The sequence below is a fragment of the Bradyrhizobium diversitatis genome (genome assembly GCF_016031635.1).
Classification (GTDB): Bacteria; Pseudomonadota; Alphaproteobacteria; order Rhizobiales; family Xanthobacteraceae; genus Bradyrhizobium; species Bradyrhizobium diversitatis.
In genome coordinates, this window is the sequence record NZ_JACEGD010000013.1 from 45,348 (window position 1) to 65,504 (window position 20,157).

Annotated in this window: 18 protein-coding genes and 1 pseudogene; 9 read left to right on the forward strand and 10 right to left on the reverse strand. The window is 65.7% G+C overall.

Going from position 1 to position 20,157, the window contains the following annotated elements; all coding sequences use genetic code 11:
- Positions 1-5 precede the first annotated feature (5 nt).
- Entirely contained in the window at positions 6-1,508 is a 1,503-nt protein-coding gene (ppx, locus tag H1B27_RS15745; RefSeq protein WP_061876488.1) for an exopolyphosphatase, read from the forward strand.
- A gap of 55 nt (positions 1,509-1,563) precedes the next feature.
- On the opposite strand, the gene H1B27_RS15750 is transcribed toward ppx, so the two are convergent.
- The 3 genes from H1B27_RS15750 to H1B27_RS15760 are packed head-to-tail and all read right to left on the reverse strand — an operon-like array spanning position 1,564 to position 3,922.
- Positions 1,564-2,934 (reverse strand): sensor histidine kinase, encoded by a 1,371-nt coding sequence (locus tag H1B27_RS15750; RefSeq protein ID WP_197966674.1) that lies wholly within the window; start codon positions 2,932-2,934, stop codon positions 1,564-1,566.
- A complete protein-coding gene (locus H1B27_RS15755) occupies positions 2,931-3,596 on the reverse strand; it encodes a response regulator transcription factor (RefSeq protein ID WP_197966769.1) in 666 nt (221 codons plus the stop codon). Before H1B27_RS15755 ends, H1B27_RS15750 begins: the two co-directional genes overlap by 4 nt.
- Positions 3,596-3,922, reverse strand: a complete 327-nt coding sequence (locus tag H1B27_RS15760; RefSeq protein WP_061876485.1) for a PepSY domain-containing protein — start codon at positions 3,920-3,922, stop codon at positions 3,596-3,598. Before H1B27_RS15760 ends, H1B27_RS15755 begins: the two co-directional genes overlap by 1 nt.
- A 133-nt stretch (positions 3,923-4,055) precedes the next feature.
- Here H1B27_RS15760 and H1B27_RS15765 point away from each other — a divergent pair, with 133 nt between their 5' ends.
- From H1B27_RS15765 to H1B27_RS15785, 5 genes are all read left to right on the forward strand, one after another.
- Positions 4,056-4,334, forward strand: a complete 279-nt coding sequence (locus H1B27_RS15765) for a PepSY domain-containing protein (RefSeq protein ID WP_061876484.1) — start codon at positions 4,056-4,058, stop codon at positions 4,332-4,334.
- Positions 4,335-4,345: 11 nt separating this feature from the next.
- Positions 4,346-4,909, forward strand: coding sequence for a cytochrome b/b6 domain-containing protein (locus H1B27_RS15770; RefSeq protein ID WP_061876483.1), 564 nt, complete (start codon positions 4,346-4,348; stop codon positions 4,907-4,909).
- Positions 4,910-5,154: 245 nt separating this feature from the next.
- The gene (locus H1B27_RS15775; RefSeq protein WP_247804742.1) at positions 5,155-6,189 is read left to right on the forward strand and encodes an efflux RND transporter periplasmic adaptor subunit; all 1,035 of its coding nucleotides are present in this window, start codon (positions 5,155-5,157) and stop codon (positions 6,187-6,189) included.
- On the forward strand, positions 6,190-9,264 hold the full coding sequence (locus tag H1B27_RS15780; RefSeq protein ID WP_197966676.1) for an efflux RND transporter permease subunit: 3,075 nt from the start codon (positions 6,190-6,192) through the stop codon (positions 9,262-9,264). It begins immediately after the preceding gene.
- Positions 9,261-9,572, forward strand: a complete 312-nt coding sequence (locus H1B27_RS15785; RefSeq protein WP_197966677.1) for a DUF3240 family protein — start codon at positions 9,261-9,263, stop codon at positions 9,570-9,572. The genes H1B27_RS15780 and H1B27_RS15785 overlap by 4 nt, the downstream gene beginning before the upstream one ends.
- A gap of 7 nt (positions 9,573-9,579) precedes the next feature.
- On the opposite strand, the gene H1B27_RS40105 is transcribed toward H1B27_RS15785, so the two are convergent.
- The 4 genes and pseudogenes from H1B27_RS40105 to ndk all read right to left on the reverse strand — a co-directional run bounded on the left by H1B27_RS40105 (position 9,580) and on the right by ndk (position 13,595).
- Positions 9,580-10,539, reverse strand: a complete 960-nt coding sequence (locus tag H1B27_RS40105) for a TonB-dependent receptor (protein ID WP_311976948.1) — start codon at positions 10,537-10,539, stop codon at positions 9,580-9,582.
- A gap of 745 nt (positions 10,540-11,284) precedes the next feature.
- Positions 11,285-11,941 (reverse strand): annotated as a pseudogene (locus H1B27_RS41000) (TonB-dependent receptor plug domain-containing protein); the annotation flags it as partial.
- Between the two features lie 326 nt (positions 11,942-12,267).
- Positions 12,268-13,128, reverse strand: coding sequence for a TerC family protein (locus H1B27_RS15795; RefSeq protein WP_197966678.1), 861 nt, complete (start codon positions 13,126-13,128; stop codon positions 12,268-12,270).
- Between the two features lie 44 nt (positions 13,129-13,172).
- On the reverse strand, positions 13,173-13,595 hold the full coding sequence (gene ndk, locus H1B27_RS15800; RefSeq protein WP_035670008.1) for a nucleoside-diphosphate kinase: 423 nt from the start codon (positions 13,593-13,595) through the stop codon (positions 13,173-13,175).
- 313 nt (positions 13,596-13,908) lie between these two features.
- Here ndk and H1B27_RS15805 point away from each other — a divergent pair, with 313 nt between their 5' ends.
- The 3 genes from H1B27_RS15805 to H1B27_RS15815 all read left to right on the forward strand — a co-directional run bounded on the left by H1B27_RS15805 (position 13,909) and on the right by H1B27_RS15815 (position 16,454).
- The gene (locus H1B27_RS15805; RefSeq protein ID WP_197966679.1) at positions 13,909-14,163 is read left to right on the forward strand and encodes a sulfur globule protein precursor; all 255 of its coding nucleotides are present in this window, start codon (positions 13,909-13,911) and stop codon (positions 14,161-14,163) included.
- A 211-nt stretch (positions 14,164-14,374) separates the two neighbouring features.
- Complete coding sequence (locus H1B27_RS15810) at positions 14,375-14,548, forward strand: hypothetical protein (RefSeq protein WP_197966680.1); 174 nt, start codon at positions 14,375-14,377, stop codon at positions 14,546-14,548.
- A 46-nt stretch (positions 14,549-14,594) separates the two neighbouring features.
- The gene (locus H1B27_RS15815) at positions 14,595-16,454 is read left to right on the forward strand and encodes an ABC-F family ATP-binding cassette domain-containing protein (RefSeq protein ID WP_197966681.1); all 1,860 of its coding nucleotides are present in this window, start codon (positions 14,595-14,597) and stop codon (positions 16,452-16,454) included.
- 89 nt (positions 16,455-16,543) lie between these two features.
- On the opposite strand, the gene H1B27_RS15820 is transcribed toward H1B27_RS15815, so the two are convergent.
- The 3 genes from H1B27_RS15820 to H1B27_RS15830 form a co-directional block, all read right to left on the reverse strand.
- Positions 16,544-17,509, reverse strand: a complete 966-nt coding sequence (locus H1B27_RS15820; protein WP_197966682.1) for a tripartite tricarboxylate transporter substrate-binding protein — start codon at positions 17,507-17,509, stop codon at positions 16,544-16,546.
- 167 nt (positions 17,510-17,676) lie between these two features.
- Positions 17,677-18,348 carry a 3'-5' exonuclease gene (locus H1B27_RS15825; protein WP_061876479.1) on the reverse strand — a complete coding sequence of 224 codons (672 nt, stop codon included), beginning with the start codon at positions 18,346-18,348 and terminating at the stop codon, positions 17,677-17,679.
- 1 nt (position 18,349) lies between these two features.
- Complete coding sequence (locus H1B27_RS15830; protein ID WP_197966683.1) at positions 18,350-20,152, reverse strand: putative nucleotidyltransferase substrate binding domain-containing protein; 1,803 nt, start codon at positions 20,150-20,152, stop codon at positions 18,350-18,352.
- Between the last annotated feature and the right edge of the window lie 5 nt (positions 20,153-20,157).

Below are 20,157 nucleotides of genomic sequence, written 5' to 3' on the forward strand. Positions count from 1 at the left end.
GCGACGTGAAGCGGCCGCGCAAGCGCGGCTCGAGCGTCGCGGTTATCGACATCGGCTCCAACTCGGTCCGTCTCGTCGTCTACGAGGGACTGACGCGGAGCCTCATCCCGATCTTCAACGAGAAGACCCTGTGCGGCCTCGGGCGCGAGGTGCAGAGCACGGGTCTGCTCGCCCCCGACGCCGTCGACAAGGCGCTGACCTCGCTCAAGCGCTTCCGCGCATTGTGCCGCGTGATGCAGGTCGGGCGCGTGTTCGCGATTGCGACCGCGGCCTGCCGCGACGCCTCCAACGGCCCCGACTTCATCGCCAAGGCCGAGCGCATCTGCGCGGTGAAGATCGAGATCCTGTCAGGCCCGCGCGAGGCTCGGCTGTCGGCGCTCGGGGTGATCTCCGGCATCCATCTTCCCGACGGCATCGTCGGCGACCTCGGCGGCGGCTCGCTCGAGCTGATCGACGTGCGCAGGAACAGCGTGCGCAGCGGCGTGACGCTGCCGCTCGGCGGGCTCGCGCTTCAGGACCTCGCGCACAAATCGCTCAAGCGCGCCGATCGCATCGTGCGCGAGGAGCTCGACGAGGTGCCGCAGCTCACCGCGGGCCGCGGCCGCACCTTTTATGCCGTCGGCGGCACCTGGCGCGCGCTCGCGCGCATCCACATCATCCAGAGCGGCTATCCGCTCCAGGTGATGCACGGCTATTCGATTTCGGCCGCCGAGGCGCTCGACTTCTCCCGCCGTCTCCGGCGCCTCGCTGCCGCCGACATGCTCGCCGACATCGAGATCGTCGCCGATGCGCGGCGCCCGCTCCTCACCTATGCGGCGCTGGTGCTCGAGCACGTCATCCGCGTTGCAAAGCCGAAGAACATCGTGTTTTCGACCTTCGGTGTGCGCGAAGGCCTCCTGCACGAGAAGCTGCCGGAGACCGAACGCAACAAGGACGGGCTGATCTGCGCGGCCGAGGAGCTGAACCAGTTGCTGTCACGCTCGGCGAAGCACGCCCGCGAGCTGATCGCCTGGACCGACCGCCTTGTGCGCGTCGTGAAGCTGCGCGAGACCGAAGAGGAGCGCCGCCTGCGCCGCACCGCGTGCCTGCTGTCCGACATCGGCTGGCGCGTGCATCCCGACCATCGCGGCGAGCAGACGCTCAGCCTGGTCGTCAACGCCAATTTCGGCGCGATCACCCACACCGAGCGCGCCTTCGTCGGCCTGTCCGTGTTCTATCGCTATGCCGGCCTGAGCGAGGAAAACCAGCCGCCGACCACGATGCAGGAGCTGTTGACGCCAGCCCAGCTCGAGCGCGCGCGCCTGCTGGGCGCTGCATTCCGCGTCGCCCACCTGATCTCGGCGGCGCGTCCGGGCGTCCTGCCCGCCACGCATTTCCGCAGCGAGGGCCGCAAATTGATGCTGGTGTTCGAGCACCGGCTCGGAGACCTCGTCGCCGACCGAGTCGGCAGCCGCTTCCGCCAGCTCGCCCGCCTGATCGGCCGTGCCGGCTCGATCGTGAGGCGCTGACGAACAGAAACAGTGGCGCTGCCGGGCCGTCGGGGTCGCGCAACAAGCAGGCTGGTCACGCGACGAGGCGTCGGCTGTCCTGCGGCGCGACGATGGCCTTCAGTCCGCCGAGTTCGGAATCGGCGAGAACAAGCTGCCATCCATAGGCACTGAGCACGTCCTGAACGATCGCAAGGCCGAGGCCGGCGCCTTCGCCGCGCTCATCGAGCCTAACACCGCGTTCGAGCACGCGGGCGCGTTCAGCGGACGCGATTCCCGGCCCGTCGTCCTCGACTGAGATCGCCGGATTCGCAGTGGCACCGGCGCCAATGCGCACCTTGCTCTTGGCGTGACGGGCGGCATTTTCCAGGAGATTGCCGAGCACTTCGGCCAGATCGGTACGATCGAGCGGCACGCTCGGCTCGCCCGTTATGCAGATCTTGAATTCGAGCCGCTGCGCAGTGGGCGTGCGCGCCAGCGTAAGCACCAGGGACTCGACGAGCGGTCTAAGGGGCGTGGAAATTCCGCCGCGCTGTCGTGCCGTCCCCCGCGCCCGGGCGCGTGCCAGCTCGCGGTCGACGTGACGGCTCATCGTGTCACCGACGGCTTCGATTGCCTGGGCGACGTCCTGCTCACCTCGCCGGCGCAATAGCGCGACATCGGCGGCGAGTGCGGCGAGCGGCGTCTTCAGCCCGTGCGCCAGGTCAGCGGCACGGCTGCGCGAACGCTCGATCTCGCGTTCCTGTGCGTCGATCAGGCTGTTTACCTCTTCCACCAGAGGCGTCACCTCGGCAGGGACATCAGCGGGAAGATGCTTGCGTTGCCCGGAGCGGACCTCCGCGACGCCGCGGCGAAGTGCGTCGAGCGGACGTAAGCCCAGCCCGACCTGGATCGAGGTGGCCGCCGCCAGCACCAGCCCCAGCAGGCCGAGCGCCAGCGTCAGCTCCCTGGCGAATTGCGAGCCGGCGGCCGACACGCGAGCGAGATCGGCCGCCACAACGACGCGCACCGGCGCACGGCGGTCGCCGACGGTGAGCAGCACGCGGCGTTCACTGACCAGGAGCCGTGCGTTCGCGGGCCCGGGGATGACATGACGGTGCAATTCGCTCGGCGACGGCTCGTCCTGCGGCAGATCCAACGCCGTGTCCCACAGCGAACGCGAACGCAGCACCTGACCACCGTCGTCTGATACCTGCCAGTACAAGCCCGAAAGCGGATCGGAAAAACGCGGATCGGCCGGCGGCCGGCCCACCACCAGCTTGCCCCGCGCATCGGCGTCAATACCCGCGACGAGTTGCTTCAGATAGATGTCGAGGTCATCGCCGATGGTGCGCGTGACGTGGCGTTCGAACAGCAGCGTCAGCCCCGCGCCGGCAATCGTCAGCGCGATCAGGATAGCTGCAAGTCCGCCGGCGACCAGTCGCAGCCGCAGCGAGCCCCAGCTCATGGCGGCATCTCCGGCACCAGATAGCCGAAGCCGCGCCTCGTCTCGATCAGGTCGGCACCGAGCTTCCTGCGCACTCGGCCGACCAGCACCTCGAGCGCGTTCGACTCGTGGTCCTCGCCGTGGCCATAAACGTTCTCGTCGAGTTCTTGCTGCGACACCACGCGGCCGCGGTGGTGCAGGAGAAAGGCGATCAGGCGGTATTCCAACGGCGACAACGCGACGGGTACGCCGCGCAACGTCACCTTCATCTGACGCTCGTCGAGCTCGACATCGCCCGCAACGATCCGTGGCGAGGCGTGCCCCGCCGAGCGGCGCACGATCGAGCGCAGCCGCGCCAGCAATTCCTCCATGCGAAACGGCTTGGGCAGGTAGTCGTCGGCGCCCGCGTCGATCCCATCGACGCGCTCGGCCCAGCTGCCTCGCGCCGTCAGGATCAGCACCGGCATCGACCTTCCGTTGGCGCGCCAGCGCTTGAGGACCGCCAGACCGTCCATGCCGGGCAAGCCGAGATCCAGGACGACGGCGCCGTAGTCCTCGGTGTCACCGCGGAACCAGGCTTCCTCGCCGTTGCGGACGGTTTCGACGACATAGCCGGCCGCGCGCAGCGCCCTCTCCACATCGGCGGCGATCCGTCGGTCATCCTCCACAAGCAGCAGCCGCATCACTTCTCCTTGATGCGTTCAATCTCGCCGCTACGAGCGTCCACGTACGCTTCGTAGAGGCGGCCCTTGTCGTCGACGAGGCGAAACTCATAGATCCAGCGGCCGCGCTCACGTTCTATTTCGACGCCGGCAACCTCGCCCGGCAGCTTGCCACGGACGGATGCGAGGATGTCGGCGAGTGACTTGATCTCGCCTGCCTCGACCGCGTGGCGCACTGCGTCGGGCGCGCCTTTATCGTGGTCGCTTGCGGCCGCAGGCTCCGACGGGAGCAGGACTCCCACCAGCAATGGCACCGCGAGAAATTCCAGAAAGCGAGACGGCTGCATCCATGAAGCATGCCGCAATCGACCTGACAGATCGCTGACGTGGATCAACAGGCGGCGGTCAGGGCGCTTCTGCCAGTGTCCACGCATTGCCTTGCCGCATGATGTGGCCGGGCCATGCACACCGGAGAGAACCATGCGCAAGATCACCATCTTCACCGCAGCTGCCGGCGCCCTGCTCGCGGCCGCCGCGACCGCTCATGCCGGCAGCCTCGGGCGTCCCTGCACGGCAGCCCCGGCAACCCGCTGGCTGCCGCTCGAAGAACTTCAGGCCAAGATCGAGGCCCAAGGCTACAAGGTTCAGAAGGCCAAGCTCAAGAACGCCTGTGGCGAACTCTATGCGATCGACAAGTCCGGCAGCCGGGTCGAACTGTTCGTCGATCCGACCAATGGCCAGATCGTCGGCCAGCTGTAGAGGGCGCCACCATGAGCGCCATCAACGACGGGATCGAGGCCGGCGGCGAGACGCCGCCGGCATCGGTCAAGGTCTGGGACCCTTTCGTGCGCGTGTTCCATTGGTCGCTGGTCGGGCTGTTTCTGCTCGCTTATGCCACGGGTGACGAGATCGAGAACGTCCATATCGCCGCCGGATACACGATTGCCGGATTGCTTGCGCTACGGATCGCGTGGGGCTTCGTGGGGCCGCGCAATGCGCGCTTCAGCGATTTCGTGCGCTCGCCGCGCGCGGTACTCGCCTACATGCGCGACGTGGCGTTGCTCAGGGCGCCGCGTTACCTCGGCCACAATCCAGCCGGCGGCACGATGGTCGTGGCGCTGATCGTCACGCTGATCGTCACCTGCTCCACCGGTTACATGATGACGACCGGCACCTTCTGGGGGGCAAAATGGGTCGAGGAGATGCATGAGGCGTTCGCCAACCTCACGATCGGCCTCGTCGTCGTCCATGTGCTTGGCGTCCTGTTGGCGAGCTTCGAGCACAGCGAGAATCTGGTGAAGGCGATGATCACGGGAAGGAAGCGTGCATCGTGAGTGACCGAAACGCTGCACGAACGGCGAGCGGCTTTCCACGATGGCTGGCCCGCTTGAGGCAAATCAACCCGCCAAAACGCCGGTGGAGTAGTCGAAACCTGCAATCGGGCTGGGCTTCGTCCGCCCGTGGGTGTGGGACATCCCTGATGCGAATCCTTCGCAATACTCTCCTTCCCACCTCGACAGGGGGCGCGTTCGTTCGCACACTCCTCGCCGTTGCGGTCGGCTTGTTGCCTTCCGTATCGATGGCGCAGGACGAGCTGAAGCTGAGCGATGCTCAGGCGCGCAATCTCGGAGTGCGCGTGACCCACCCGGTCGCGATCCGGACCGATCTGACGCTGCCCTATCCGGTCAAGATCGTGATCCCCACACCGCAAATGTGGGTCGTCAGTGCGCCGGTGGCCGGCATGGTCGCCACTCTCCTCGTCGGGCGCGGTGACCACGCCTCGGCCGGCCAACCGCTCGTCACGCTGGAGAGCCCAAGTTTCGTCTCCCAGCAGCGCGACTACCTGCACGCGATCGCCCAGGAGCATCTCGCCAGCCAGCAGCTGAAGCGCAACGCCGATCTGTTCGAGGGCAAGGCCGTGCCGCAGCGCGCGCTGGAGGCCAGCCAAGCTGAAGCGCGCCAGGCCGCTCTCGTGGTCGCCGAGCGGCGTCAGATGCTGCATCTGAGCGGGATGTCCGACGAAGCCATCTCTCGGCTCGCCCAGCAAGCGGCGATCAGCGCGACACTCACGGTCAATGCGCCGCAAACCGCATCCGTCGTCGCGGTCACGGTGTCGCCGGGGCAGCGGCTCGAACAATCCGCACCGCTCGTCAAGCTGGCGCGGCTCTCACCGCTATGGGCGGAAATCGCGGTTCCTGCAGCCAATATTCGCGCGATCCGCGCCGGCGCGAAAGTCGAGATCGAGGGCTATTCCATCCCTGGCAAGGTCGTGCTGGTCTCCGAGACCATCGACCCTGCAACTCAGACCATTTTGGTTCGTGCGGAAATCCCCAACGACGGAGAGCTGCATCCCGGTCAGACCGCCGCCGCCCGCATCGGCTTTCTCTCCGCCGGCGAAAGCGCGTGGGAGATTCCCTATCATGGGCTGGTCCGGCGGGGCGAACGGACCTCGGTGTTCGTTGCCACAGCCGGTGGCTTCCGGCTGGTCCCGGTCAAGCTTGTTGCGGACGACCAGGACCATGTCGTGGTGTCCGGTCCCATCACGGAGCAGGACGAGATCGCGATCGGCGGCATCTCGGCGCTTCGCGGCATTCTCTCGGGCCTGGGGCAATAGATGCTCCGGCGCCTGGTTGCGTTCGCGCTTTCACAGCGATTGTTCGTTCTGCTGAGTGTGCTGCTGCTGGTGGGTGCCGGCGCCGTCCTCCTGCCCGGCCTGCCGATCGACGCGTTTCCCGATGTCTCTCCTGTTCAGGTGAAGATCATCATGAAGGCGCCGGGCCTGACGCCCGAAGAGGTCGAGCAGCGCATCACGGTCCCCGTCGAGCTCGAACTGCTCGGATTGCCGCACAATAAGGTCCTTCGCTCGACCACGAAATATGCACTGGTCGACATCACCGTCGATTTCGAGGACGGCACCGACATCTACTGGGCGCGCAACCAGGTATCGGAGCGGTTGTCGAACATCGCGCGCGATTTCCCCGAGGGGGTGAGCGGAGGTCTTGCGCCGATCACGAGCCCCCTCGGCGAGATGTTCATGTTCACGATCGACAGTCCCGAGCTTTCGCTCGCCGAGCGCCGAACCTTGCTGGATTGGGTGATCCGTCCCGCGCTGCGAACGGTCCCCGGCGTTGCGGACGTCAATGCGCTCGGCGGTTACGTCCGCGCCTTCGAGATCGTGCCGCGCAACGATGCGCTCGCCGCGCGCGGCATCTCCTACGACGTGTTTCGCCGCGCCATCGAAGCCAATAGTCGCAACGACGGTGCCGGACGGGTGAACCAGGGCGAGGATAGCGCGTTGGTCCGGATCGAGGGCAGCATCCGATCGGTCGAAGACATCAAGGCGATCGTCGTTGACACCCGCGAGGGCGTGCCCATCATGGTCAACGACGTGGCGAGCGTCAAAGTCGGAACGCTGACCCGCTATGGCGCAGTCACGTCGGACGGCAGCGGCGAGACGGTCGAGGGGCTCGTCCTCGGCTTGCGCGGCGCCAACGCCGGCCAGCTCGTCCGCGACGTGCGCGCCCGGCTCGCGGAGCTGCAACCCTCGCTGCCGAAAAGCGTCTCCATCAACGTGTTCTATGACCGCAGCCACCTGGTCTACCGCGCGGTCGGCACCGTGGTGCGGGCGCTCGGCGAGGCGACCGCCCTTGTCATCGTTCTCCTGCTGCTTTTCCTCGGCAACTGGCGGGCCTCGCTGGTGATCGCTCTCAGCCTGCCGCTGGCCATCGTCTTCGCATTGATCGTCATGCGCGTGGTCGGGATGTCAGCCAACCTGATGAGCCTCGGCGGACTTGCGATCGCAATCGGCATGTTGATCGACGCGCTGGTCGTCGTGGTCGAGAACATCGTCGGCAATCTCGGCAAGCACGAACCGGGCAAAGCTGCTCCGCTGATCCACCTGGTGTACCGTTCGGTTTGCGAAGTCCTGGAACCGGTAGCCTCGGGCGTTCTCATCATCATCATCGTGTTCATACCCCTGCTGACGCTGCAGGGATTGGAGGGGAAGCTGTTCATCCCGGTCGCGCTCGCCATCATCTTCGCGCTCACCGGTTCACTGCTGCTGGCGCTCACCGTGATCCCGGTTATGACCTCCTATGTACTCAAGTCCGGATCGCATCGCGATCCCGTGCTGGTTCGTGCGGCGCAACGGGTCTACGCGCCTGCGTTGGACTGGGCCCTGAAGAACGAGCGCAAGGTGATGGCCGCGGCGCTGGTCGGCCTGATCGCCGCGGGATTCGCCTATACCAGGCTCGGCAAGACCTTCATGCCGACGATGGACGAAGGCGATGTCATCGTCAGCGTGGAGACGCTTCCGTCCGTCAACCTCGACGAGTCGCTTGCGATGAATGTCCGGCTCCAGAAGGCCCTTCTGGCCGTGCCTGATACTGCCGGCATCGTCGCGCGGACCGGGTCGGACGAGCTCGGCCTCGATCCGATGGGGCCCAACCAGACCGACACGTTCCTCGTGCTCAAGCCCGCTGCCGAGAGGCAGACCGACAATCGCGAGGCTCTGCTGCAGAAGCTCCGCGAGGTCCTCACCGGCTTTCCGGGCATCTCGCTCAGCTTCACCCAACCCATCGACATGCGCGTGCAGGAGATGATCAGCGGCGTGCGTGGCGACGTCGCCGTGAAGATCTTCGGGCCCGACATTGCCAGGCTGAACGAGGCCGCGGCCAAGCTGTCGGCGATCCTGTCCGGCATCGACGGCGCCGAGGACGTCTACACCACGCTGAACGAAGGCGCTCAATACTACACGGTTGCGGTCAATCGCATGGAGGCCGGCCGCCTCGGCCTGACCGTGGATTCCATCGTGAACTCGCTCCGTACCCAGATCGAGGGCCGAACGATCGGCACGGCGCTCGAGGAGGGCCGCCGCACCCCCATTCTCGTCCGCGGCAGCGAGACGACCAGGGAGGCGCCGACGCTGCTGGCGAGCCTGCCGCTGACGCTCGCGTCCGGACAGCATGTCGCACTGTCGCAGGTCGCGCGAATCCAGCGCGTGGACGGGCCGGTGAAGATCGACCGCGAAGATGGCGCGCGCATGAGCGTCGTTCGCGCCAACGTCCGCGGCCGCGACATGGTCGGATTCGTCGAAGCGGCCCGCCAGAAGGTTGCGACCGAACTTCCGCTCCCGATCGGCTACCGGCTGACCTGGGGCGGGCAGTTCGAGAACCAGCAACGCGCCGCCGCACGCCTGTCCATCGTGGTCCCGGTTGCGATCGGTCTCATCTTCCTGCTGCTCTTCACCACATTCGGCGCCATCCGGCAGGCCTTGCTGGTGCTGGTCAACATTCCCTTTGCCCTGATCGGGGGCGTCTTCGCACTGGTCCTGACGGGCGAGTATCTGTCGGTGCCGGCCTCGGTCGGATTCATCGCGCTGCTCGGCATCGCCGTCCTCAATGGAGTCGTTCTGGTGTCCTACTTCAACCAACTCCGGGCCCATGGCCTGAGCGAGGATCGTATCGTCGTCGAAGGTGCCATGCGCAGGCTTCGTCCGGTGCTGATGACCGCGAGCATCACCGCGCTGGGCTTGATCCCGCTGCTGTTCGCGTCCGGGCCAGGATCCGAAGTGCAGCGGCCGCTCGCGGTCGTCGTGATCGGAGGGCTCCTGTCCTCCACCCTGCTCACCCTGATTCTCCTGCCGATCCTGTATCGCCGCTACGGCGGAACGTCGAAGGGGGCGAAATGACCGACCAGCCGGTCTGTCTCACGCTGATTGTGCCGCATCAGCTGCGCGAGGAGGTGTTCGACTATCTTGCCGAACAGACCGACCTCGTTTCGGGATTCACCGCATCGCACGGCGCGGGTCACGGCGCGGACGTTCGATTGCGGACGGCCGCCGAACGCGTGAAGGGCCACGCCGATCAGACCACCGTGCAGATGATCCTGGCGGAGAGAGATGCCACCAGCCTGCTCGACCGGCTGCGGGCTTCATTCGCGGGAACCAAGCTCTTCTATTGGACGATTCCTGTGGCCGAATTCGGCACGATCGATTGAGACCACCTCAGAAATCCGTCGACATCGACAAGAGCAGGGTTCGCGGCGCCCCTTGCGCCAGTGCCGAGTAGCTTGCGACGCCAGCCCAGTAATTGGTGTCGAACACGTTCTGGACCAGGGCCCGCAGCGTGACGGGCCGGTTGTTGATGCGCGTGCTATAGCGCGCGCCGAGATCGAGCCTAGTCCAGGCGGGAACGACCTGCACGTTTGCCGCATCCAGATACTGATACCCGGTATAGACAGCGTTTGCGACCAGCGTCAGTCCTGGCGCGAACGGGGTGTCCCATTCGGTGGACAGATTGGCCTGCACCTGGGGCACGCCGATCGGCGACTTGCCTAGATTGGCGAGCGTGCTGGTCTTCGTCAGCTCCGCGTCGATCAGCGTCACGCCGCCGAGCACGCGAATTCCCGGCTGCAATTCTCCGAACACGGTGAATTCCACGCCGCGATTGCGCTGTTCGGCATCCGCCCGGTAAATCTTGTCGAGGCCCAGCTGTCCCGAGGGTTTGGTGATCTCGAACAAGCTGATCGTGGTGGCGAGCATCCCGAGATCGACCTTGACGCCCGCTTCCTTCTGCTTGCTGAAATAAGGCGCCAGGACCTCTCCTTGATTGCTCGCCGTCGTCGGAGCGACGTCGCCCTTGCTGAGCCCTTCGATGTAGTTGGCGTAGAGCGAAACGTGGCTCCAGGGCTTGACGACGACGCCGACCATCGGCGTGTACGCCGTCTGGTCGTAGGCGGAGGTCACGGCTCCCGTGGTGGTGTTGTAGTTGTTCGACTTGACGCCCTGTTGCCTGACGCCGAGGGTCAGCTGAAGCCGCTCCTGGAAAACCGACATGGTGTCGGCCAGCGCAAGACCGGTCAGCTCGGTGTCCGACAGCCTCGGCACGGTCGCGGGAGCCGGAACGAGCTGCTGGGGACGAGCGATCGGCGCATAGATGTTGGACAGCACCGGCGTGCCGTTCACCCGAGCCGCGCGAAACCTCGTCAATGTAATAGCTGCCCTGGAAGGTCACGGCGTGACTGATCGCTGCGGTGTCGAACCGGGCGCGAAGGCCGGCGTCGGCCACGTTCCTGTCGATGTCGAATTTGAACCGTCCCGGCGTCGACGTGGTGTTGCCCGCCGCGTTCAGGATCGTCGGCGTCCCGAACAGACGATCGACCTGCGTCCTGCCACCGCCGGCATCAGCGAACACCGTCACGGCGTCAGTCACATCGTATTCGGCGCGCGCCAGCAGCGAGTTGTCGTGAACCTTGGCCCATTCCCAGGACTGCGTGACATTGCGCCGCCCGACCGGCGCCGTCGGGACGGCGACGCCCGTTGCGACGAGAAACGGCCTGGTGGGCGCGTCGAACTTTTCTTCCTGATCGATGAAGTCGAGCGAGGCTCTGAATTTCTCGCCGCGATAGTCGAACGCCGCGGAGCCGACATGCGCCTCCCGGCTCTGGTTGTCCAGCGGCGTATCGCCGTTGTGATAGCTGCCGTTGACGCGAATGCCGAATTCGCGATTCTCGCCGAACCGTTGGCTCACGTCGACATGGGTGCCGAGCTGGGTGCTCGTCGCATAGTCGGTCGTGACCCGCGTGAGGTCGACGTCCCCTGCACGCTTCGGAACGATGTTGATGGTGCCGCCGACGCTGCTGTTTGGCGCCATGCCGTAAAGCAGCGCAGTCGGGCCCTTGATGATCTCGATGCGCTCGACATAGTCGGTGAGCACACGGTAGTTCGGCGCAACGCCATAGACGCCGTTGAAGGCAATCTCTCCGACATTCCCCTCGCCGATCGGAAAGCCACGGATGAAGAAGGAGTCGAGGATGCCGCCGGCCTGGCCGGTGAAACGGACCGAAGGATCGTTGCTGACGACGTCGGCGACGGTGACGGCCTGTTGATCTTCGACCTTCTTCGCCGTGTAGCTCGTGATGTTGAATGGCGTATCCATGAAATCCTTGTTGCCCAGCAAGCCGACCTGTCCGCCGCGGGCCACCTGCCCGCCTGCGTAGGTCGGCGGCAGTGCGCCGGGCCTCGCAGCCGTCGGAGTCGCTTCCGCCTGCAACTTGGCCCGATCATTCGCAGGCGCGCCGCGGCCCGCCCTCCTGACTGGATTGGCCCGTGGACGCACGCGCGGCTTCGGCGCGTCGGCGGTGACGGTCACGGCCGGCAACGTGCTTCCCCCCGCCGCCTCGGGCGCGGCGCTCTGCGCGCTGGTGCCGTGCAGGACGCCGTCGCTGCACAAGGCAATGGAGACCACGGAAATCGCGAAGGCTCTCGGGCTGGCGCACGTCAGAAGCGTCTTGATGCGAGCGGCAACAACGGCAACAGGACGACAAAGCACTTTCGACGACATCGCACCTTCCGATTTCATGAACATGAACGTCGGGGCGAGGTGCCGTGGGAACCTTCGTCGAGTCAACGAAAGTACCCTTGAATCTCAGTAGTTTATAATGAGACAAGATCTAAATCGCGTGAGGGTTGCGCAGGACGACTCTCCACGCAACGTCCGCGCGCACGACGCGAGCTCCCGCGAAGCGCGATGCACGCCGGTCATACGAGCGCAACGATGGAGGGATTCGGGCGCCTGCGCCGAAGAACCTGTGGCCGGTGATCGCTCGCGTCCTGCCGACGCGGCACGCGTCTCGGTGATGTGGTCGCCTCTCATCGCTGGAGAGGAAGGCCGCGCCGATCAGAGCCGCAGCATCACTCCGCCGAGGCCTTGGCGTGGCGCTCGGAGGATTCGAGCGCTGCCTGGGTCAGGCTGCGTCGGCGCCAGATGTAGCCGACCACCAGCACGACCACGACGCCGAGCACGGCACAGAGATATTCGCCGCCTGCCCCGCCATGTCCGAACTGCGGCGGGATGCGCAGCGCGCCGAGCATGCTGTCCAGCGAGGTGCCCAGCGGGCCGTCGACCAACGCGTGCAGCCTCGGAGCGACGCCCGGGTCGGTCGCGATCACCTCGCCCGCGACCCAGCCGAGCAGCGCCGCACCGGCCCAGACCAGGACCGGCAGCTTTGCGAGCAGCGCCATGATCAGCGCGGCGCCGGCGACGATCAGCGGCACGCTGATGGCGAGGCCGAGGATCAGGAGCGGCACGCTGCCATTGGCCGCGGCGGCGACCGCAATGACGTTGTCGAGACTCATGACGATGTCGGCGACCACGACGATCTGGATGGCGTGCCACAGATGCGAGGCTGACTCGACGTCGTCCTCGTCATCGTTTTCCGGTACCAGCAGCTTGGCCGCGATCACGATCAGCGCGAGACCGCCGATGAGCTTGAGGTACGGCAACCCCATCAGGGTGGCGACGATGCCGGTGAAGATGATTCGCAGCATCACCGCTGCGCCGGCGCCGAAGATCATGCCCCAGAGCCGGTGGCGCGGCGAGAGACCGCGGCAGGCGAGCGCAATCACCAGCGCGTTGTCGCCGGAGAGCAGGATGTTGATCCAGATGATCTTGCCGACCGCAATCCAGAAGGTCGGTTCGGCCATCTCGTTGCGGAACTGGGTGAAGAATGCCCCGATCGTAGCGGGATCGAAGATCTGCCAAAGCCAGTCCACAATCAGTCCTTTCGCCCGTCGTCCCTAACCTGTCGGCCGATCGATCAGCCGACGATCTCGTTGCCCGAGAAGAACTGCGCGATTTCGATCGCGGCCGTTTCCGGCGCATCCGAACCGTGCACCGAGTTCTCGCCGATCGACTTTGCATAGAGCTTGCGGACGGTGCCCTCGGCGGCCTTGGCCGGATCGGTCGCGCCCATCACCTCGCGGTACTTGGCGATCGCGCCCTCGCCTTCCAGAACCTGAACCACCACCGGGCCGGAGGTCATGAATGCGACGAGCTCGCCGAAGAACGGGCGCGCCTTGTGGACGGCGTAGAAGGTCTCGGCCTGCTCCTTGGTCATGCGGATACGCTTCTGCGCGACGATACGCAGGCCCGCCTTCTCGATCACGGCGTTGACCGCACCGGTCAGGTTACGCTCGGTCGCGTCGGGCTTGATGATCGAGAAAGTGCGTTCGATGGCCATAATGTTGTCCTTGGGAAGAAGAAAGCGGCGGTTCGGAGTTGCGGGGCTTATATCGGCGCCTTTGCCGGACGGCAAGCGACCCGCCGAAACGGCCCGCACAGGCGCTTGCCGCGGGGGCGGCTGCCAATTCCAGCATGGATGACAACGATTTCACCCAGATGAACCCAATCTGAAACCGCCGTCAGGGATCGGTTCAGCTTCACCGGCGTAAGGTCGGCCCCATCGAAACCGAAGCCTGATCACCGGGCGGATCGTTTCGGCGGCCTTTCCATCGGCGCGATAGCCCCGCGCCGGCAGTCTTGAGGAGATCACCATGTGGAGGAAACTTTCGCTTGCCGCCGTCGCCGCGGTCGCGCTGGGTGCCGCGCTGGCACCGAGCTCAGCCTCCGCGCACTGGCACGGCGGCCGGGGCTGGCACGGCGGCGGCTGGCACCACGGCCACGGCTGGGGCGGACCGCGCTTCTACGCCGGCGGCCCCGTCTCCTACGGTTATGGCGGCTGCTATGTGCGCCGGCTGGTCCCGACCCCCTGGGGACCCCGCTGGCGGCTGATCAACCGCTGCTACTGAGCCCGTCAGCACCTTCCCGAGGGTACCCAAGCCCCCCAAGTACCTTCCAGGAGAAGCCCCGGCGCCCCCTCGCCGGGGCTTTGCCTGAGCGTACAAGGCACCGCTCATACAATTTTTACGAGAATGCCCGGCTTTCCCCACAGCCGGCGAAACCATTTGGCCGGCAATGACTTGGTACGGTGTCCTTAGTTCGAGAACACGGAACCTTGCGATGGCTGGGCTTTTTGCCGATGACAGCGAACAGATCGACCGGCGCACCAGCCGCTCGATTTGCGATGCCGTGGGCGAGCGGCTGCAGCAGAGCCTCCGGCCCGAGCCGCGCCTGCCGACCCATCTCGAGCAGCTCCTGAACGAGCTGCAGCGGCGCGAGCGCGAGACGCACTAACGGAAAAACGAGTTGCGTTCGCCGCGCCTTGCGGTGACAAGGCCGCATGCTGTCCATCACCGACCTCTCCATCCGTCTCGCCGGACGCCTTTTGATCGACCAGAGTTCCGTGCAGATCACGCCCGGATCACGCGTCGGCCTGGTCGGGCGCAACGGCACCGGCAAGTCGACGCTGTTCAAGGTGATCCGCGGCGAGCTCGCGGCCGAACACGGCTCGGTGACCCTGCCGCCGCGCTGGCGCATCGGCAGCCTCGCGCAGGAGGCGCCGAACGGCCCCGAAAGCCTGATCACGGTCGTGCTCAAGGCCGATCTCGAACGCGATGCGCTGCTCACTGAGGCCGAGCACGCGACCGATCCGCACCGGATCGCCGAGATCCAGACCCGGCTCGTCGACATCGACGCGCATTCGGCGCCGAGCCGCGCCGCCGCGATCCTCTCCGGCCTCGGCTTCTCGGCCGCCGACCAGCTGCGTCCCTGCGCCGAGTTCTCCGGCGGCTGGCGCATGCGCGTCGCGCTGGCCGCGACGCTGTTCGCGGCGCCCGACCTTCTGCTGCTCGACGAGCCCACCAACTATCTCGATCTCGAAGGCACGCTGTGGCTGGAGGACCACCTCGCGCACTATCCGCGCACGGTGATCGTGATCAGCCACGACCGCGACCTGCTGGAAAGCTCGGTCGACCAGATCCTGCATCTGGAGCGCGGCAAGCTCACGCTCTACAAGGGCACCTATTCCTCCTTCGAGGAGCAGCGCGCCGCGCGCGAGCTGCTCGACGCGAAGGCGGTCAGGCGCCAGGAGGCCGAGCGTGCGCGCCTGCAGGCCTTCGTCGACCGCTTCAAGGCCAAGGCCTCCAAGGCGCGCCAGGCGCAATCGCGCGTCAAGATGCTTGAGCGGCTGAAGCCGATCACGGCGCTGGTCACCGAGGACGTGCGCGAGATCAGCTTCCCGGCGCCGGAGAAGATCCTGTCGCCGCCGATCATCGCGGTGGACAACGCCTCGGTCGGCTACGATCCGGCGAGCCCGGTGCTGAACCGCGTCACCCTGCGCATCGACAATGACGACCGCATCGCGTTGCTCGGCGCCAACGGCAACGGCAAGTCGACGCTGGTCAAACTGCTCGCCGGACGCCTCGCGCCGTTCTCGGGCAAGGTGACCCGCGCCGACAAGCTGTCGATCGCCTACTTCGCGCAGCATCAGCTCGACGAGCTCAACGAGGACGCCTCGGCCTACGACCACGTCCGCAAGCTGATGGGCGATGCGCCCGAAGCCAAGGTGCGCGCCCGCGCCGGCGCGATCGGCTTCTCCGGCAAGGCGGCCGATACCAAGGTCGGCAAATTGTCGGGCGGCGAGAAGGCGCGGCTGCTGCTGGGTCTTGCGACCTTCTTCGGCCCCAACATGATCATCCTCGACGAGCCGACCAACCATCTCGACATCGACAGCCGCGGCGCGCTGGCGGAAGCGATCAACGAGTTTCCCGGCGCGGTGATCATGGTCTCGCACGACCGCTACCTGATCGAGGCCTGCGCCGATCGGCTCTGGATCGTCGCCGACCGCACTGTAACCAATTACGACGGCGACCTCGACGAATACCGCCGCCTGGTGCTGTCGGCGCGCAACGCGGACGCCCCGCGCGAGCGCAGCGCGCCGGCTGAGAAGCCGCAGCGTCCAAGGTCGGACAATCGCGGCTCGCTGAAGAGGCGCATCGCGGAAGCCGAGGCCGAGATCGCCCGCGTCAGCGAGATCATCACGAAGATCGACACCGCACTCGCCCTGCCCGACATTTTTACGCGCGACCCCAAGCAGGCCGCGCAATTGTCGAAGGCCCGCGCCAACGCCGCCGATGCGCTGGCCCGCGCGGAGGAGCAATGGCTGGAGGCGAGCACGCAGTTCGACGAGGCGGCGGGGTAGATTCAAAACCTCGAAAACAGCCCCATGCACGTACAGGTAACAAATTACCCAACTACAAGTCACTGCGCTGCATGTTCTTACGGGCTGGCTCAGTCCGCATACTGCCCGGCCGCCTTGATGATCGGCGCCCAGCGGTCGATCTCACTCGTCAGCATCGCACCCAGCGCCTCGGGCGTCGCCTTGTCCTGCGGGACCGGCTCGGTGTTGATGTCGTTGAACCGTGCGATCAGCGCCGGATCCTTGAGTGCGGCCTGGAGCGCCGCCGTCAGCTTCTGAACGACTGCCGGCGGTGTGCCCTTGGGCGCATAGATCCCGTGCCAGACGCCGAGTTCGAAACCCTTGAGGCCGGCCTCGTCGGCCGTCGGCAGATCGGGCAGGCTCTTCAGCCGCTCCTTGGTGGTGATCGCGTAGGCCTTGACCTGCTTCGCCGTGATCGGCCCGGTGGTGTTGGTGGCCTGATCGCAGGTGAGATCGATCTGCTTGCCGAGCAGATCGTTCATGATGGGACCGTTGCCCTTGTAGGGCACCGTGGTGAGCTGCTTCTGGATCGCCGTCATGAACAGCATGCCGCACAGATGTGATGCGGCGCCGAGCCCGGCATTGGCGTAAGTCAGCTTGTCGCCCTGCTGCTGGGCGTAGGCGACCAGTTCCTTCAGCGTGTCAGCCGGGAAATCGGGACGCGCGATGATGGTCATCGGCGCGTTGGTCACGAGCCCGATCGGCGCAAAGGCCGTCTTGGTGTCATAGCTGAGATTGCGGTAGAGCGTCGCGGCAGTCGAGATGCCGACATGATGGATCAGCAGCGTGTAGCCGTCCGGCTGGGCGCGCGCGGCGCGGGTCGTGCCGATGGTGCCGCCGGCGCCGGTCGCGTTCTCGACGATGACCTGCTGTCCCAGGGATTTCGCCATGCCGGCCGCGGTCAGACGCGCGATGGTGTCGGTCGGCCCGCCGGCGGCGAACGGCACCAGCATGGTGATGGTTCTCGACGGATAATCCTGGGCAAATGCCGCGCCAAACGGCAGAAGCAGAGCCGATACGAGGGCAATGAACCGCATAGTCTCCTCCGGATTGTTGTTGGCGCCATCAAAGCGCATTCCAGAGCGCGGGGCCATCACGAAAGCGACTTCATCGGCAGTGTGGCGATCACGATCATGATCGCGCCGCCGACGCGCGAAAAGCGGCGGGAGCTGCAGGCTCGCGACGAGCTCTCTCTGGCGCCGTGTCATGCCCCGGTCGGATTGAAGACCGGGCTGGTGCGTTGCCGCGCGATGCGTGCGCCGCGCCGGGTCAGGTCGCGCAACTGCACGAACATCATCGCGGTCATCAATGCGTCGTTGAAGGCATCATGCTGTCCGAGCGGCGGAATGCAGAGGTCGCGCAGCATCGCGGCGAATGACAGGTCGACCGAGGTGTTTGGCGGCGCGTCGCCGTATTTGCGGTCATAGTAAAGCCGCGACACTTCGATGCGTTCGTTGGGCAGCTCAATGCCTACCAGCGGCAGGATGTACTTGTTCAGCATGGCGATGTCGAAATCGACATAGTAGCCGATCAACGGGCGCGGCCCGATGAAGTGCAGAAAGCCCGGCAGCACCTTCCAGACGATCGGCGCCGCTTCGACGTCGGACCGGCGCAAATGGTGAATTCTGATCGCCTCCGCCCCGAGCTCCCTGTCAGGGTGGACGATGGCTTCGAAACGCTCGCTGGTCAAAATCCGGTTGCCGCGGATCTTGATCGCGGCAATCGCGACAACGTCGTCCGTTCGCACGTTCAGACCGGTGGTCTCGCAATCGATGACGACGAACTCGTCGTCAGGCGCACGGCCGAACATGAAGCGGTAGGACTGGTCGCTCAGGGTTGCCTGGTGCAACAGCCGCTTGATCGCGCGAGGCAGCATTCTAGAACATGCCCAGCTTGAAATGATGACCGACGATCTCGCGAAACTTCTTCACCACCTGGAGCGTATCGCGCAGAAGGTGGCGTTCCATGCTGGACAGCTGCGCCGGTCGCACCAGTGTCCCCGATGCGCCGGCGGAGGCGGCCAGCTGGCCGTCGAGCCGAAGCATCAGCAGGAAACGGAAGGCCTGTTTCAGGTCGCGCCCAAAGTCCGCTTGCAGCACGCCGAGGTCACATAGCCGGGAGATGCGTTTGTCGGTGGAGGTCTCGCGCAGCCCCTGTTCGAGCGCCAGGCTGCGAACGCCGTGCACGATCGGAAAGATGCCACCCTTCTTGAGGTCGAGCGCGTCTCCCGTGCCCTCGGACGTGATCAGATTGTTGAAGAGACCGATCGGCGTCTCGAACGCGTCGACCGCGCGCGCAAAGTGGGCCATGAACGCCTGCTCGCCCCGGGTCATGTCGATCAGCGCCGACTTGGCGTCGTCCAGGAGTTGCTGATCGCCCGCGATCGCCTGCGCATCGTAGATGATGGCCACATTCATGTGCCCGTCCTGGCTGGGAAGCACGATCCAGCGGCGCAGATCTGCGAGATAGTCGGAGAGCGGCCTCGACCATGCCGCGTTGCGCACCATGATATCGCCGGGACAGGGTGGAAAGCCGAAGCTCTGGAGCGCGGCGAAGAAGTCGTGACGGAACGTCTCCAGGACTTCACCCTGCACCGGACCGGGCAGGATAAGGCCATTGTCCTGGTCGGTCCGTACGGTCTGCTCCCCCCGCCCCTCGCTTCCCATCACGATCAGACAGCTGCCCGTGCGCAGTTCGGCCGGCGCGACCATCTCGAACAACCGCGACAGGAGGCGCCGGTTGAGATCGGAGACGATCTCCGCAATGACTTCCACCTTGACGCCCTGCCGCCGCAGCACGCGCGTTTGCGTCTCGATCTCGCGCGCCGCGGTGGCAAGTTCCTGCGGGCTCGAGGCGCGGTCGATGCGGCCGGCGGTGACCTGGGCGCTACCTGCCAGAAATCCCAGCAGATCGATCTCCTCCAGGATGCCGACGAATTCATCGTCCTCGCGCACGACGAGCCTGCGCTTGTTGTGCTTCGTCATCAACAGGAGAGCCGAAGATACGAAATCGTCACGTCGCAATGACACGATGTCGTAATTCGCGAGCGTTCCGACCGGAGTCTGGATGGACTGGCGCCGCAGCACCACGGCCTTGGACAGATTCATGCCTGTCACGATGCCGATCCGCTCGCCGTCCCGGACGAACAGCGCATTGCTGTTGATCTCGCGCATCAGGTGACCGGCGGTCTCGATCGTATCGCTGGCAGCCAGAAACACCGGCGGATGCAGGAACAATTCGCCGACCTTGGCGTGCATCAACGAGCCGTAACGTCGCGCCTCCTCATCGTTGGCGAGCTCGTCCAGCTTCTGGGATATCTCGCGGTAAAAGAACGCAGCAAAGCGTGGATTTGCCCTGATCAGATCGAGGGCGACCCTTCTGGGGATCACGTAGCAGAGCGTCTCGTCACGGGCGATGAACCGGTGGCCGTTGTGATCGTGAACGAGCGCGCGACTGTCGAACGTGTCCTTGGGGCCGAGCAATGCGAGCAGGTCGACCTCGCTCCGCTCCTCGACGATGCCCTTGATCACGACATAGAGCGCCTCCGCCGGAGCGTCCCGCCGGATGATCGCTTCTCCCGGACTGAAGTAGGCGATGTCGAGCGCGGCCCGCAAGGTCTCGGCCTCGTTCGGCGTCAGACGATCGAACGGCGGGTTGCTGATATCGAACGCCTTCGGCATTTCGA

Coding starts and splice junctions, on each gene's coding strand:
- H1B27_RS15750 (WP_197966674.1), bottom strand. CDS start 2,934: ATGAGCTGGGGCTCGCTGCGGCTGCGACTGGTCGCCGGCGGACTTGCA.
- H1B27_RS15755 (WP_197966769.1), bottom strand. CDS start 3,596: ATGCGGCTGCTGCTTGTGGAGGATGACCGACGGATCGCCGCCGATGTG.
- H1B27_RS15760 (WP_061876485.1), bottom strand. CDS start 3,922: ATGCAGCCGTCTCGCTTTCTGGAATTTCTCGCGGTGCCATTGCTGGTG.
- H1B27_RS15765 (WP_061876484.1), top strand. CDS start 4,056: ATGCGCAAGATCACCATCTTCACCGCAGCTGCCGGCGCCCTGCTCGCG.
- H1B27_RS15770 (WP_061876483.1), top strand. CDS start 4,346: ATGAGCGCCATCAACGACGGGATCGAGGCCGGCGGCGAGACGCCGCCG.
- H1B27_RS15775 (WP_247804742.1), top strand. CDS start 5,155: ATGGCGCAGGACGAGCTGAAGCTGAGCGATGCTCAGGCGCGCAATCTC.
- H1B27_RS15780 (WP_197966676.1), top strand. CDS start 6,190: ATGCTCCGGCGCCTGGTTGCGTTCGCGCTTTCACAGCGATTGTTCGTT.
- H1B27_RS15785 (WP_197966677.1), top strand. CDS start 9,261: ATGACCGACCAGCCGGTCTGTCTCACGCTGATTGTGCCGCATCAGCTG.
- ndk (WP_035670008.1), bottom strand. CDS start 13,595: ATGGCCATCGAACGCACTTTCTCGATCATCAAGCCCGACGCGACCGAG.
- H1B27_RS15805 (WP_197966679.1), top strand. CDS start 13,909: ATGTGGAGGAAACTTTCGCTTGCCGCCGTCGCCGCGGTCGCGCTGGGT.
- H1B27_RS15810 (WP_197966680.1), top strand. CDS start 14,375: ATGGCTGGGCTTTTTGCCGATGACAGCGAACAGATCGACCGGCGCACC.
- H1B27_RS15815 (WP_197966681.1), top strand. CDS start 14,595: ATGCTGTCCATCACCGACCTCTCCATCCGTCTCGCCGGACGCCTTTTG.
- H1B27_RS15820 (WP_197966682.1), bottom strand. CDS start 17,509: ATGCGGTTCATTGCCCTCGTATCGGCTCTGCTTCTGCCGTTTGGCGCG.
- H1B27_RS15825 (WP_061876479.1), bottom strand. CDS start 18,348: ATGCTGCCTCGCGCGATCAAGCGGCTGTTGCACCAGGCAACCCTGAGC.
- H1B27_RS15830 (WP_197966683.1), bottom strand. CDS start 20,152: ATGCCGAAGGCGTTCGATATCAGCAACCCGCCGTTCGATCGTCTGACG.